A 14,278-nucleotide genomic window follows, 5' to 3' on the forward strand; every position below is an offset into this window, starting at 1 on the left:
AGCTAGAAAGGAGTCATCATGGGTTGGTGGAAAGAGACGATAGATATTGTGAAAGAAAATGATCCGGCAGCCCGCTCCTCACTTGAGGTGCTGTTGACTTATCCTGGGATTAAGGCTTTGGCTGCTCACCGACTTTCTCACTTTCTGTGGAATCATGGATGCAAACTTTTAGCTCGGATGCACAGTCAATTTTGGCGCTTTTGGACTCAGATTGAGATTCATCCGGGGGCACAGATTGCTTCAGGTGTCTTTATTGACCACGGGAATGGTTTAGTGATTGGCGAGACGGCCATTGTAGAAAAAGGAGTGATGCTCTATCATGGTGTCACTCTTGGAGGCACAGGGAAAGATTGTGGGAAACGTCATCCGACAGTTCGTCAAGGTGCGCTTATTTCAGCTCATGCGCAGCTAATTGGTCCGATTGAAATTGGTGAAAATGCCAAAGTCGGAGCGGGTGCGGTTGTGGTAGCAGATGTGCCAAGTGATGTGACTGTTGTTGGGATTCCAGCTAAAATTGTCCGAGTTCACGGGCAAAAAGATGCTCCAACGATTAAGAATTTAGAAGAAATCCGCGAAGAAAGTTATTATTCATCTAAGTTGTAGATACTATTCTCAAAAATAGCACTTGAACCAAAAGTTAGTTTCCACTTAACAGAAAGAATGAAGTTAGAATATGATCAAAATTTATGATACTATGACCCGCAGTCTGCGTAAATTTGTCCCTCTGGAAGAGGGCAAGGTCAAGATGTATGTCTGCGGGCCGACCGTTTATAACTATATCCATGTCGGCAATGCTCGCTCCACCGTTGCTTTTGACACGATTCGGCGCTATTTTGAGTATCGTGGGTATGAGGTGGCTTATATTTCCAATTTCACCGATGTGGATGATAAAATTATCAATCGAGCTAAGGAAGAGGGGATCACACCTCAGGAAGTGGCAGACAAGTACATTGCGGCTTTTCGGGAAGATGTGACGACGCTGGGGGTTCAACCAGCTACCCAGCACCCGCGCGTAGTGGACTACATGATGGACATCATTGATTTTGTGCAGGTCTTGGTGGATAAAGGATTTGCCTATGAGTCAGAGGGGGATATTTACTTTCGGGTTGAAAAGTCCTCTAATTACGCTAAGTTAGCCAATAAAACCCTAGCAGACTTAGAGCTTGGAGCTTCTGGTCGGACAGATGAAGAAACGGCCCGCAAGGAAAATCCAGTTGACTTTGCTCTTTGGAAGGCTGCTAAGCCCGGTGAAATCTTCTGGGATAGCCCTTGGGGACCTGGTCGTCCAGGCTGGCATATCGAATGTTCCGTCATGGCGACAGAAATTCTGGGAGATACGATTGATATTCATGGCGGTGGAGCTGATTTAGAATTTCCGCACCATACTAATGAAATCGCTCAATCAGAAGCTAAAACTGGAAAGACCTTTGCCAACTACTGGATGCATAATGGCTTTGTCAATATTGATGATGTCAAAATGTCTAAGTCTCTGGGGAACTTCATTACCGTCCACGATGCCCTTAAAACAATTGACGGACAAGTCTTGCGTTTCTTTTTTGCGACTCAGCACTACCGCAAGCCTATCAATTTTACAGAAAAAGCCGTTCACGATGCGGAAGTGAATCTAAAATATCTGAAAAATACTTACGAGCAACCCTTTACGGGAACGGTCAATTTGACAGAATTGCAGGTTTTTCTGGATAAATTTACAGCTGCTATGGACGAAGATTTCAATGCAGCAAATGGCATTACAGTCGTTTTTGAACTGGCTAAGTGGATTAATTCTGGTCATTACAGTCAAGAAGTAAAAACAGCTTTTGCTGAGCTTCTGCAAGTTTTTGGTATTGTCTTTACAGAAGAGGTACTGGATGCGGATATTGAAGCCTTGATTGAGCAGCGCCAAGCTGCGCGTGCTGCCAAGGACTTTGCAACAGCTGATAAAATCCGTGATGAATTGGCAGCTAAAGGGATCAAGCTTTTAGATACCAAAGACGGAGTGAGGTGGATCCGTGATTGATGTCAATCTTATAAATGGTATTGCCTTGGCTTTTGAAGGCGATGCTATCTACTCAACTTATATCCGTCGTCACTTGATTTTCCAGGGCTTGACAAAACCGAACCAGTTACACAGAGAAGCAACCAAGTATGTGTCGGCTCGTGCGCAAGCTAATCTCATTTCGCAAATGTTGGAAGAAAAAATTCTGACAGAAAAGGAAGAAGACATTTATAAGCGTGGACGCAATGCCAATAGCCATACTAAAGCTAAAAACGCAGATATTGTAACCTATCGTATGTCGACAGGTTTTGAAGCCGTTCTGGGATATTTACACATGACCGATCAAATCAAGCGTTTAGAAGAGCTGATTGATTGGTGTATTGTAAGAGTGGAGGGCGCACATCATGACAAAAACTGATCTTTTAGAATGGTTCCCTCAAGGGAGGCTTCAATCCAATCCAAATGCAAAAGAGGGTGAAGTGGCAATTCCCATTTCAAGTAATCAATGCTTGTTATTAAAAAGAAGCAGTCTGACAGAGCGAGAGCAAGAGCTCATTTCTTTACTGCTTGGGCAAGACTCTGCATTTGATGGTGGACCTTGGTATGATTATTTGGTTCATAACCGTGGCAAAATGCCTCAAAACGTTCAAAAGCTACAGTTCGTCCATTGTCATTTATTCCATTATGAAAATGAAACAATTGGGTCTTGGTTGGAAATGATGCGAACCATACTGCCCAATAGAATAGCAGATTTTCAGCTGTCCTCTCAGGATTACATCTTTGTGCTGGATCAAATGCAATTAGTCCCTGTAAAAGATGTTCTTCGTGATACTTTATCGGCTATCGAATATGATTTTAGCTTAACTCTGACGATTCAAATCGGGCAAATTTGGCCTCTAATTTTTGAAGAAAGTTATCCAGAACTTTTTCAAGCGGAAAATGCTCTTTTTGTCAAATGGTGGGAGCAGGTTCAGCATTCCAATGTGCATTCTTTTTCCCACCTCTTTTTGTGGGGGATTGGTCAAAAGGATTTCATATTGCCAATTTTAACGAAGAAACTTCATCAATTGATTGAAAGTCAGGATCAGCTCGTTGATATTATTGCAGCTTTGTGGGAAAATACGGCGGTTGTGACAAAAGCTGCCCAGCAGTTGTATATTCATCGGAACACTTTACAATATCACATTGATAAATGGGAAGAATTGACGGGTTTACAGCTAAAAGACCTAACAGATTTGACGCTATGTTATCATGTTATTTTAACTGATTTATTCTAATGTTTTGTGCACCCTGCACAAGACATTTTCTTTTAAATTTGTTCACATTGCCATAGACAAATAAAGCGTTTTCATATAGAATGAAATCATAACAACAAAGGAGTTCTATTTTATGGTAGAATTAAATTTAAAAAATATTTACAAAAAATATCCAAACAGCGAACATTACTCTGTAGAAGACTTCAACTTGAATATAAAAGATAAGGAATTCATCGTTTTCGTTGGTCCTTCAGGATGTGGGAAATCTACTACACTTCGTATGATTGCTGGACTTGAAGATATCACGGAAGGTGAATGTTCAATTGATGGCCGCGTGGTCAATGATGTTGCGCCAAAAGATCGTGACATTGCCATGGTTTTCCAAAACTACGCTTTGTATCCACACATGACCGTGCATGACAATATGGCTTTTGGTTTGAAACTTCGTAAATACAGCAAGGATGATATTGAAAAACGTGTAAATGAAGCAGCAGAGATTCTTGGCTTGAAAGAATTTTTAGATCGTAAACCAGCTGACCTTTCAGGTGGTCAACGCCAACGTGTAGCGATGGGACGTGCTATTGTTCGTGATGCAAAAGTATTTCTTATGGATGAACCGCTTTCTAATTTGGATGCGAAATTGCGGGTATCTATGCGGGCAGAAATTGCTAAAATCCACCGTCGTATTGGGGCAACCACTATCTATGTTACCCATGACCAAACAGAAGCAATGACTTTGGCTGATCGTATCGTTATCATGTCTGCAACAAAGAATCCTTCAGGAACGGGGACAATTGGACGTATAGAACAAATCGGTACCCCACAAGAAGTTTACAAAAACCCAGTCAATAAATTTGTTGCAGGCTTTATCGGAAGCCCAGCGATGAACTTCATCAATGTAACTTTGAAAGGTGATGAAATTGTAGCACAAGACCTTTCTCTGAAAGTACCAGAAGGTGCCTTGAAGGTACTTCGTGAAAAAGGCTATGAAGGCAAGAAACTCATTTTTGGTATTCGTCCAGAAGACATCAATACAGAAGCTGCTTTCCTTGAAACCTTCCCAGATTCAGTTGTACATGCTAAAATTTCTGTATCTGAATTACTTGGTTCTGAATCTCATTTGTATTGCCAAATTGCAGATAATGAATTTATTGCCAAAGTAGACGCTCGTGATTACCTCAAAGCTGGAGCAGGTATTGACCTTGGCTTTGACTTGAACAAAGCACACTTCTTTGATCCAGAAACAGAAAAGACAGTTTACTAATTTACAACGCCTCTAGAATAAATTAATAAGAAAATGCAGGATGCCTTGTTTGATGCAAGACTCCTGCATTTTTTTATAGAAGAAAATTTGGATTTAACTGTAAAGTGATTTATAAATAAGAAGAAGCATTTTAAATTTTATGTTATACTAAAGCTATGGAAAATAATGATATTGTCTACGGTGTACATGCTGTGACGGAAGCTCTCATGGCCAATACTGGGAATAAACTCTATATTCAAGATGACCTACGTGGGAAAAATGTTGCTAAGATGAAAGATTTGGCAGCAGAAAAAAAGGTTTCTATTTCTTGGACAAGCAAAAAAACACTGCAAGAAATGACAGACGGTGCCGTTCATCAAGGTTTTGTCTTGCGCGTTTCGGAATTTGCCTATACAGACTTTGAAGCGATGTTAAAAATGGCAGAGCGAGAAGAGAATCCTCTGCTGCTCATTTTAGATGGTCTAACAGATCCACATAATTTGGGCTCGATTCTGCGGACAGCTGACGCGACAAATGTTACAGGCGTCATTGTTCCTAAGCATCGGGCGGTTGGTGTTACGCCGGTCGTCGCAAAGACCTCTACTGGTGCGGTGGAGCATATTCCCATTGCTCGTGTGACCAATCTTAGTCAAACTCTGGATAAACTAAAACATGCAGGTTTTTGGATTTTTGGCACAGATATGAATGGCACCCCTTCGACTAAGTGGAATACGGCAGGTAAACTGGCTCTGATTATCGGCAATGAAGGCAAGGGCATTTCTGCTAATATTAAAAAGCAAGTTGATGAAATGCTTACCATTCCTATGAATGGACATGTGCAGAGCCTTAATGCTAGTGTGGCGGCGGCTATTCTCATGTATGAAGTCTTTAGAAATCGGGTGGGCTAATGCAAGTACTTGGAAGTTATGAGTTAGAAAAATATCAAACAGAAAAGTTTGAACCGATTATTTATAATATCTATCATAATAAAGGAGAAGATAATTATTGCTTTTGCTTTGAAATCACTGAGGAAGCAGATCAGTATCCCTTAGAGGATTTATTGACCCAATATTCCTTGAATTGCACGGATTTATACGGTCAAGAAAGTCAAGTAAATGGCACTTTGAAATATCTGGTTGAGGTGGAAACCTCATCCAGTGATAAGGCGGATTTCATCAGTATTCTTAATTTTTCTACAATTTTAAATAAAGAGATTGTGAATTATGTAAAAGGAAAATATGAGTTCCTTGCTGAAAAGAGATGTATCAGTTCCTTTTATATGGGGGCTAAAAAAGTTGAAGTTCCTGTGCTTGCTTATCGAAGTGATAACTCTGGGATGGTTTCTTTTAAAAATAAATATCCAGAAGGACAGTTAACAAATTTATTTTTAGAAGATAGAAGATATGATGTTGAATGTGAAGATGGGGAATGGGTCTGTATTGAATTAATTAATGGCAAAGCAAACCTTATTTTAAAAGATTCAAAAGATGAATATTTCCAATATATTTTTGATTTGAAAGGCTTTCAAGCTGTCAGTCCTGTTTTAGACTGATCTAGCGAAATAACTTTCCAAAAAAGCAAGAAAGTTTAATAGCTAGCCCCCCAATAAGGTGGTAATTCAAAGCACCATTAATAACCCACTTATGTCCATGGAGAAGACTCTCTGTGGGAACTAAAAAATGATGGAGAAAAAAGATGACCTTTAAAATTTTAACCGATTCAACAGCAGACTTGCCAGAAAACTGGACTCAGGAAAATGATGTGCAGGTCCTAGGCCTGACCATTCAGCTAGATGGCCAAACTTATGAGACAGTTGGTGCAGGCAAGCTGACCAGCCAAGAACTTCTGGATAAGATGGAGTCCGGCAGCAAGCCAACTACCAGCCAGATTAATGTCGGCCAGTTTGAAGATGTCTTTCGCGGCTATGCCAAGGAAGGAACGCCAGTTCTCTATGTAGCCTTTGCTTCGGCACTATCAGGTACTTATCAGAGTGCTGTCATGGCACGGGAGATAGTCTTGGAAGATTTTCCAGATGCACTGATTCGTATCATTGACACCAAGGCGGCTTCTATGGGTGAAGGACTTTTAGTCATGAAGGCGGCAGAAGCTAGAGCGGCTGGCCAGACCTTGGAGCAGACAGCAGACTTGATTGAGAGCTTGGTGCCGAAGGTCAAGACTTATTTTCTGGTTGATGACCTCAATCACCTCATGCGGGGCGGACGAATTTCAAAGACCGCAGCTCTTATGGGAAGTTTAGTCAATATTAAGCCAGTCATTGCAGTCAAGGGAGATGGAAGGCTGGATTCTGTGGCTAAAGTCCGTGGGAAGAAAAAGGCTCAGACTGAGGTGGTGCGCATGACCTTGGAGGATATTGCCGATCCGCGCGTGGTGATTGCTTATGCTGGAGCAGACAGCCAAGAGGTGGCTCAAGTCTTAAAAGAGCAACTTCTTATGTCAGAGCAAATCAATGATGTTTTAGTCTTGCCATTAGGTCCCGTTATTGCCACTCACACGGGTCCTGGAACTTTGGGACTATTCAGTATTGCCCATGAAAATCAAGATTAAGCGAAATGAAACCGTTCTTTCATAAATAATTTATCAAATATATTGACTTTTACCCCTAAAATTTGGTATGATAGTAAACGGTATTGTTTACCCCATTTGTAAGGCCCCGGAACCTTCCAAATAACTTGCGGACCGGAACATCCGCCCTGTAAACAAAAACGATATTCATATAGGAGAAATCATGAACAAAACAACATACATGGCTAAGCCAGGTGAAGTTGAACGTAAATGGTATGTAGTAGACGCTACTGATGTACCTCTTGGACGCCTTTCTGCTGTTGTAGCAAGCGTACTTCGTGGAAAAAATAAACCAACTTTCACACCTCATACTGATACAGGTGACTTTGTGATTGTTATCAATGCTGAAAAAGTAAAATTAACTGGTAAAAAGGCAACTGATAAAGTTTACTACACTCACTCAATGTACCCAGGTGGATTGAAATCTATTACTGCTGGTGAACTCCGTTCTAAGAACGCTGTTCGTTTGATTGAAAAATCAGTTAAAGGTATGCTTCCACATAATACTCTTGGCCGTGCTCAAGGTATGAAATTGAAAGTATTTGTAGGCGCTGAACACACGCACGCTGCACAACAACCAGAAGTTCTTGATATTTCAGGACTTATCTAAGGAAAGGAACAAATAAGCTATGTCACAAGCACAATATGCAGGTACTGGACGTCGTAAAAACGCTGTTGCACGCGTTCGCCTTGTTCCAGGAACTGGTAAAATTACTGTAAACAAAAAAGATGTTGAAGAATACATCCCACATGCTGATCTTCGCCTTGTCATCAACCAACCATTCGCAGTTACTTCAACTGTTGGTCAATACGATGTTTTCGTAAATGTTGATGGTGGTGGCTACGCTGGTCAAGCAGGAGCTATCCGTCACGGTATCGCTCGTGCCCTTCTTCAAGTAGATCCAGACTTCCGCGATTCACTCAAACGCGCTGGTCTTCTTACACGTGATGCCCGTATGGTAGAACGTAAGAAACCAGGTCTTAAGAAAGCTCGTAAAGCATCACAATTCTCAAAACGTTAAGAACCAGCTACAATACAGACTTTACAGCACTTCATGGTTGCCACCATGGGGTGTTTTTTGATGCGTTCTTTGAAGAATTGCCACCCAAATTGCCACCATTATTTTTTAAGGTTGCGATAGGCAATTTCTCCAACGGCCATTGGAACGATGTTAGAGGTATTGATGTAGTTTTTAGTTATGTAGTTGTATTTATGTAGTTGTATTTATGAAGTTTTACCAGAGTGCTTCCTATTTTACACACTATTTTTACGCTAATGTTTGTCATCATCAGTCATATAAGTAGTAAATTGTAGTCTGATGATTACTTCAAAAGTAGATAAATCATTTCTTTCTTTGCTTAATTCTAAATTATATGAAAGTCAGAGCACTGTTTAAATGTTGCTGTTACAAACCAAGGAAAAAGAGATACAAAAATAGCCTCTACAAACATATTGATTGTATGGGCTATTCTGTCAAAAATTACCAGCTAGGAAAAATAGCTATATTCTAAAAGCCCGATTTTTCGGGCTCTTTTTTCTAGTCTATATGATTATCTTTGTCTAGTGAGATGTATTGGTCAAGAGAAGAATGAACAAGGGTTAAAAATTTTTCTTTGAAGACTTGTGGTGGGAGTGGATTTTCTTGGGTTATCCACACTTCAATGTTGGCAATCACATAATGAACCAGTAGGGAGATGATAAAATCGTCTGGCAAATCAATAAGGGATTGATTCGGTTTGATATTTTCAAGTGCCCATTTTGTGTAAATCTTTTTTAAATAATTGGTCCAATAAGGATCCGTTGAGCTAGAATACAGCATTTTTAGCCATTTTCGATTTTCATAAAGAATAGGGAAAATGTTATCTGCAATGAAAAGAAATGGGTCTTTATTTTCGAGAGTATCATATTCTAAAAACATTTCGTAAATGGGCTTATCAATACTCTCATGAATGGATTCAATGATGTCGTCAACACTATTGAAATGATGTTTATAAATTGCTTGACGTGAGATACCAGCTTTTTTGGCAAGGTCACTCATTGAGAGATTGGCTTCATTGGGATTTTGCATTGCTAAGTCATAGAAAGCATCCAAAATCTTTTGTTGATTACCTTTTACCATATAAAACAACTCCTCTCTCTTTTTAGTATAATGAAAAGAGAAAAAGATTGCAAGAAAAAGTGAGTAATAAAGACGTTAATGCAATCCTTTTGAAATTGCTATTTATTAAGTTTAACAAAAATAACATTTATCATGAATCTGTGTTTTGTTTGAGATAGAATTAACATCTGTGAATGGTATTGTAAAAATAAGATAAACAAAAATATTGATAGAATAGTCTAATTATGATGTAATAGTAAAAGTGCACTATTTTTAATACATAATAATTTTACTATTATAAAACAGTGCTGAATAAGAGGATAAATTTTACATAAATAATAGGACAAAATCATATAGAATGTATGCTAAAATATTGACGGTATAAATTTAAAGCGGTACAATATTAGTGTATAGTAGGGGGTAGCTGTCTTATTTTAGCTAGGCGTTTTTATTTGTGTCATTCTGTTATAAGGAGGAAAACGTGAAAAAAATAAAGGTAATGGTCGTTTTTGGTACAAGACCTGAAGCTATCAAGATGGCTCCACTTATTTTTCAATTGAAAAAACAATCAGAAAAATTTGAGACCATGACAGTTGTGACTGCCCAACATCGACAAATGTTAGATCAGGTATTGCAAACCTTTAACATTGAACCAGATATTGATTTGGACATCATGGGAAAAAGTCAAACATTAACGGATATTACAGTAAAAATTTTAAACCAACTGGACAAACTTTTAAAAGAAGTGAAACCTGACATCATTTTGGTACATGGAGATACAACGACAACATTTGCAACAAGTTTGGCAGCTTTTTATAATCAAGTTCGAATTGGACATGTGGAAGCTGGTTTGAGGACATGGGAAAAGTATTCTCCATTTCCAGAAGAAATGAATCGTCAAATGACAGATGCTGTAACAGATCTTTATTTTGCTCCAACGATGCAAAGTAAAGAAAATCTCATTAAGGAAAATCATGATGAAAAAAACATATTTGTTACAGGAAATACAGCGATTGACGCTTTAAAATTGACTGTTCAAGAGAATTATCATCATGATGTTTTGGAGCAAATACCATCAAATCATCGGCTGATTCTTGTTACCATGCACCGTCGTGAAAATCAAGGAGAACCAATGCGTCGTGTGTTTAGAACCTTGCGGCAAGTGGTCGAAGCGCATGATGATGTTGAGGTCATTTATCCTGTTCATTTAAGTCCAGCCGTTCAAGAGGCAGCAAAGGAAATTCTTAGCAATCATCCGCAGATTCATCTAATTGAGCCTTTAGATGTTGTGGATTTTCATAATATTGCAGCGAGAAGTTATTTCATTATGTCTGATTCTGGAGGTGTCCAAGAGGAAGCCCCTTCTTTAGGAAAACCGGTGCTGGTATTGCGTGATACGACAGAGAGACCAGAAGGCGTGACTGCTGGGACATTGAAGTTAGTTGGAACAGAAAGTGAGAATATTCGCGAGGCTATGGAGACATTGTTGACAGATGAGACTGTTTATCATCAAATGTCTCAAGCTGGCAATCCGTATGGTGATGGCAGAGCGTCTGAGCGAATTGTAGAGGCGATTGCGTATTACTTTGGTTATGCAGCCAGACCAAAAAATTTTGTGATAGGAGAATAAGATGTATCGAAAAAAAGAACTGGAATGGACAATTGCTTTACTAATTATCGTAATTTTAGCAATTGTTGGTTATAGTTTCTATTTTGCGAGTAGTATTTTTCATGTTGAAATTATTTTGATTGCTCTTGCTATCTTGAGTGTATTTGTCTTACCAGATATGTTGCTGACTTGGCTGTTAATTTTTAGCGTTGTATTAGCAACTTTGTTTTTAGTGGCAGGTGTTGTGTATATACCAGCAAATCAGCGTTTCTTATTATTGATTACTTTTCCAGTAGTTCTGAGAATAGCCAAGCAAGTTAATATTCATCGACGAACCTATCTTTCTATTGTCAAAGACTATAGTGAGCAAGCAAAAGAATTGTATGAAAGCCATTTACAGGCGGTTCGAGATGGACGGGAAGAAAGCTTTCAAGCCTTATTAGTCCATTGGGCGCATAATGATTATTTTCAACAAATTTATCCAAAAGAATTTCGTTGGATGTTGGTGCGCCTCTATGCAACTTTAAAGAAATGCATGCAAGAAACAGGAACAGTTTATTATCTTTCAAATGGAAATTTTCTCATTTTATCTTCAGGAGAAGGACAGTCTCTAGTAGAATTATTTCAGCACAGCATGCTTGCTAAATTGTTACTGTTGCGTTTTAAAACTAGTAAGAGTGTGCACGAAGTGCAGTATAAATCAGGCTATCTGTTGATTGATTCAGAAAATTGTGAAAAGTTTTTAAACTTTGATGATTTTGTTAAAAATCTGGACAGACAACTTGAAACAGACATTATTGTAGAATACTAGGAGGGAATCTGTGACCATAACCAATATATTTTTTGGAGTAGCATTGGCAATTAGTATCTTTTTTGCTGTATGCTTTGTTGTGCTGTTTATTTGTTATTTAATTATTTATAACAGAGTGAATAAAAACTTTAAGGCGGTGAACCATGATTAGTCAGTTGATTATGATTATCACTCTGGTATCCATTTGGTTATCCTTGGTTTGGAGTTTAGTTACTTTGAGTTCAGGTGTTCATTTTTGGCTAAAACATAGCGACTTTAAAGTAGATACTAGTCCTTTAGAGAGCTATCCGATGGTTACAATTGTGGTACCAGCCCATAATGAAGATGTGGTCATTGCGCAAACAACAAGAGCTATTTTGGATATGAATTACCCACATGACAAAGTGGAATTGCTTTTATTTGCGGACAATTGTGAAGATACTACTTATCAAGAAATGTTAAAAGTAAAAGCGATGCCAGAATATGCTACACGAGATATTACCATTACAGACCGGAAAGGGACTGGCGGAAAAGCAGGCGTTTTAAATGATGCTCTGAAAATGGCGAAGGGTGAATATATCTGCGTTTATGATGCAGATGCTATGCCAGAGAAAAATGCTCTTTATTTTCTTGTTAAGAAAGTTCTGGAAGATCCAGAACGCCACGTGGCATCTTTTGGTCGAAACAAGACACGAAATGCGAATCAAAATTTCTTAACACGTTGTATCAATCAAGAGATTGTCGTGACGCAACGAATTCAACATGTTGGTATGTGGCATATGTTTAAAATTGGTCGCATTCCTGGCACAAACTTTATTATCAACACTGAATTTGTAAAAAGCATTGGTGGGTGGCGAAATGGCGCCTTGACAGAAGATACGGATATTTCTTTTAAAATTATGCAAAGTGGGAAATTGATTGCTTTAGCTTATAATTCTGAAGCTTTCCAACAAGAACCAGAGACAGTTAAAAGCTATTATATGCAGCGGAAACGTTGGGCTAAAGGAAATTATGAAGTTGTGATTTCAAATTTCAAGCATTTGTTTGACAAGAGCAATTGGCGCGTGAAATTAGAGGTAGCCTACTATTCCTGTGTTTTCTTCTGGTTTAATGCAGCAATAATTTTATCAGATATTGTCCTTTTGTCAAATGTGATTGCTATTATTGTTCATCTATTTGTTCCAAGTGTTCATATTCCTTTTACATTTGATTCAAGTAATATTTACATTGCGCAATTGATGTTGTTTAATTGGCTTTTGATGATTATGCTGTATCTCTTACAAATCAATATCGCTCTAGCCTCCCAATTTGGTCAAGCGACTTCTAAGCAGATTTGGTTAGCTTTGATTTCTTACTTTACTTATTCGCAGCTATTCATCATTGTTTCAATTGATGCTGTAACTTCTGTGACCTTGGACAAACTCTTCCATCGTGACGGAACCAAGTGGGTTAAAACGAAGCGATTTGCAGGATAGGAGGAAACGTGAAAAGAACAAATTTAAGATATGTTTGGTTAGTTGCTATTTTATTGGCAATCATTACTATTTTTATTTATGTTAGATTCAATAGTACAGGTCATTTGAAGAATCAGATTTACCAACAATGGTCAAAAAATTATGTAGTTCAGCAAAAAGACAAGGCTTACGTCAAAACAACGAACGATAAGAAAAAGGATGTTGTGCTGTCTGAATCGCAGGGCTATGGAATGGTGACTGCGGTTGAAGCGGCAAAGCAAGGGTATGCCAGCCAGAAAGATTTTGAACGATTATACAATTATTATTTAGCACATCGCATGAAAAACACGCAGCTGATGTCATGGCGACAAACAGTCAAAAATGGTGTCGTTACAGCCGAAACCAATAATGCAACAGATGGCGATCTTTATATTGCGTATGCTCTGATTCGAGCAGCTAAATTATGGCCACAGAAGGCTGATGCATATCATACACAGGCTAGGGCAATCTTAAAGGATATTTTGACTTATAATTACAATAGTACAACAGGAGTGTTGACAGTTGGGAACTGGGCAACTTCAGACTCAAAATACTATCGTTTAATGCGAACGTCAGATGTCCTTCCAGCACAATTTCAAGCCTTTTATAAGCTGACAGGCAATGCACAATGGTTAAAGATAAAATCAAATATGTTGTCTAAATTAGAATTGATGAGTGCTAAATCAAAAACAGGTCTACTTCCTGATTTCCTTTGGGTGGAAGCAGATACAGTTCGGGCAGCTGAGAAAAAAGCTGTTGCTTCTAAGTATGACGGTGATTATTATTACAATGCTTGTCGCTTGCCATATAATTTAGCGCAAAGTCGGGATAAACAAAGCCAGAATATATTGAATAAAATGATGAATTTCTTTATGAAACAAGAAGTGCTTTATGCTGGTTATACGTTAAAAGGTAAGGCTCTAAATCATTATCAGTCTGCTAGTTTTGGCGCTCCGATTTTCTATGCAGCCAGCCGAAATTCAGCATATCGAAAACTGGTTCAGCAAAATAAATATATTTTTATGCAAGATTTGTCAAAGGAAAATTATTATGAAGCAGCCATGATTACCCTTGTTGCACTAGATGCTTTATAAACTAAATAGAAGTGGACACAAATTGGTATTTCGTAAGAAATTGATTTTGTCGCCCCACCCTGTAGGGTTGAGTTGGTGGTATTAGTTAGGGATTACTTAACTACTGCATATTGAG

General features: G+C 38.6%; 15 protein-coding genes and 1 pseudogene. 14 read left to right on the plus strand and 2 right to left on the minus strand.

What is annotated here, in order from left to right; genetic code table 11:
- Window positions 1-18: 18 nt before the first annotated feature.
- From cysE to rpsI, 10 genes are all read left to right on the plus strand, one after another.
- A complete protein-coding gene (gene cysE / locus EL079_RS09250; protein ID WP_003030876.1) occupies window positions 19-603 on the plus strand; it encodes a serine O-acetyltransferase in 585 nt (194 codons plus the stop codon).
- Window positions 604-673: 70 nt separating this feature from the next.
- Entirely contained in the window at window positions 674-2,017 is a 1,344-nt protein-coding gene (cysS, locus tag EL079_RS09255) for a cysteine--tRNA ligase (protein WP_003030890.1), read from the plus strand.
- Entirely contained in the window at window positions 2,010-2,414 is a 405-nt protein-coding gene (locus tag EL079_RS09260) for a Mini-ribonuclease 3 (RefSeq protein WP_003026238.1), read from the plus strand. The genes cysS and EL079_RS09260 overlap by 8 nt, the downstream gene beginning before the upstream one ends.
- Window positions 2,401-3,273, plus strand: a complete 873-nt coding sequence (locus tag EL079_RS09265; protein WP_003030894.1) for a helix-turn-helix domain-containing protein — start codon at window positions 2,401-2,403, stop codon at window positions 3,271-3,273. Before EL079_RS09260 ends, EL079_RS09265 begins: the two co-directional genes overlap by 14 nt.
- A gap of 112 nt (window positions 3,274-3,385) precedes the next feature.
- A complete protein-coding gene (locus tag EL079_RS09270; protein WP_003030887.1) occupies window positions 3,386-4,516 on the plus strand; it encodes an ABC transporter ATP-binding protein in 1,131 nt (376 codons plus the stop codon).
- A 155-nt stretch (window positions 4,517-4,671) separates the two neighbouring features.
- Entirely contained in the window at window positions 4,672-5,403 is a 732-nt protein-coding gene (rlmB, locus tag EL079_RS09275) for a 23S rRNA (guanosine(2251)-2'-O)-methyltransferase RlmB (protein WP_003030872.1), read from the plus strand.
- Complete coding sequence (locus EL079_RS09280; RefSeq protein WP_018543586.1) at window positions 5,403-6,047, plus strand: hypothetical protein; 645 nt, start codon at window positions 5,403-5,405, stop codon at window positions 6,045-6,047. Before rlmB ends, EL079_RS09280 begins: the two co-directional genes overlap by 1 nt.
- 143 nt (window positions 6,048-6,190) lie before the next feature.
- The gene (locus tag EL079_RS09285) at window positions 6,191-7,060 is read left to right on the plus strand and encodes a DegV family protein (protein WP_003030925.1); all 870 of its coding nucleotides are present in this window, start codon (window positions 6,191-6,193) and stop codon (window positions 7,058-7,060) included.
- 181 nt (window positions 7,061-7,241) lie between these two features.
- Window positions 7,242-7,688, plus strand: a complete 447-nt coding sequence (gene rplM / locus EL079_RS09290) for a 50S ribosomal protein L13 (protein WP_003026230.1) — start codon at window positions 7,242-7,244, stop codon at window positions 7,686-7,688.
- A gap of 19 nt (window positions 7,689-7,707) precedes the next feature.
- Window positions 7,708-8,100 (plus strand): 30S ribosomal protein S9, encoded by a 393-nt coding sequence (rpsI, locus tag EL079_RS09295; RefSeq protein WP_003030908.1) that lies wholly within the window; start codon window positions 7,708-7,710, stop codon window positions 8,098-8,100.
- 98 nt (window positions 8,101-8,198) lie between these two features.
- Here the strand turns inward: rpsI and EL079_RS09300 are convergent.
- A pseudogene (locus tag EL079_RS09300) lies at window positions 8,199-8,276 on the minus strand (site-specific integrase); the annotation flags it as partial.
- A 340-nt stretch (window positions 8,277-8,616) separates the two neighbouring features.
- Window positions 8,617-9,198, minus strand: coding sequence for a TetR/AcrR family transcriptional regulator (locus tag EL079_RS09305; RefSeq protein WP_003030910.1), 582 nt, complete (start codon window positions 9,196-9,198; stop codon window positions 8,617-8,619).
- A 460-nt stretch (window positions 9,199-9,658) separates the two neighbouring features.
- Between EL079_RS09305 and wecB the strand changes: the two genes are divergently transcribed.
- The 4 genes from wecB to EL079_RS09325 all read left to right on the plus strand — a co-directional run bounded on the left by wecB (window position 9,659) and on the right by EL079_RS09325 (window position 14,163).
- The gene (gene wecB / locus EL079_RS09310) at window positions 9,659-10,807 is read left to right on the plus strand and encodes a non-hydrolyzing UDP-N-acetylglucosamine 2-epimerase (protein WP_003026224.1); all 1,149 of its coding nucleotides are present in this window, start codon (window positions 9,659-9,661) and stop codon (window positions 10,805-10,807) included.
- 1 nt (window position 10,808) lies between these two features.
- A complete protein-coding gene (locus tag EL079_RS09315; RefSeq protein ID WP_003032945.1) occupies window positions 10,809-11,597 on the plus strand; it encodes a hypothetical protein in 789 nt (262 codons plus the stop codon).
- A gap of 143 nt (window positions 11,598-11,740) precedes the next feature.
- Window positions 11,741-13,051 (plus strand): glycosyltransferase family 2 protein, encoded by a 1,311-nt coding sequence (locus EL079_RS09320; protein ID WP_003032949.1) that lies wholly within the window; start codon window positions 11,741-11,743, stop codon window positions 13,049-13,051.
- 8 nt (window positions 13,052-13,059) lie between these two features.
- Window positions 13,060-14,163 (plus strand): glycosyl hydrolase family 8, encoded by a 1,104-nt coding sequence (locus EL079_RS09325; protein WP_003032946.1) that lies wholly within the window; start codon window positions 13,060-13,062, stop codon window positions 14,161-14,163.
- The last annotated feature ends 115 nt before the right edge of the window (window positions 14,164-14,278 follow it).

The sequence above is a fragment of the Streptococcus anginosus genome (assembly GCF_900636475.1).
Classification (GTDB): Bacteria; Bacillota; Bacilli; order Lactobacillales; family Streptococcaceae; genus Streptococcus; species Streptococcus anginosus.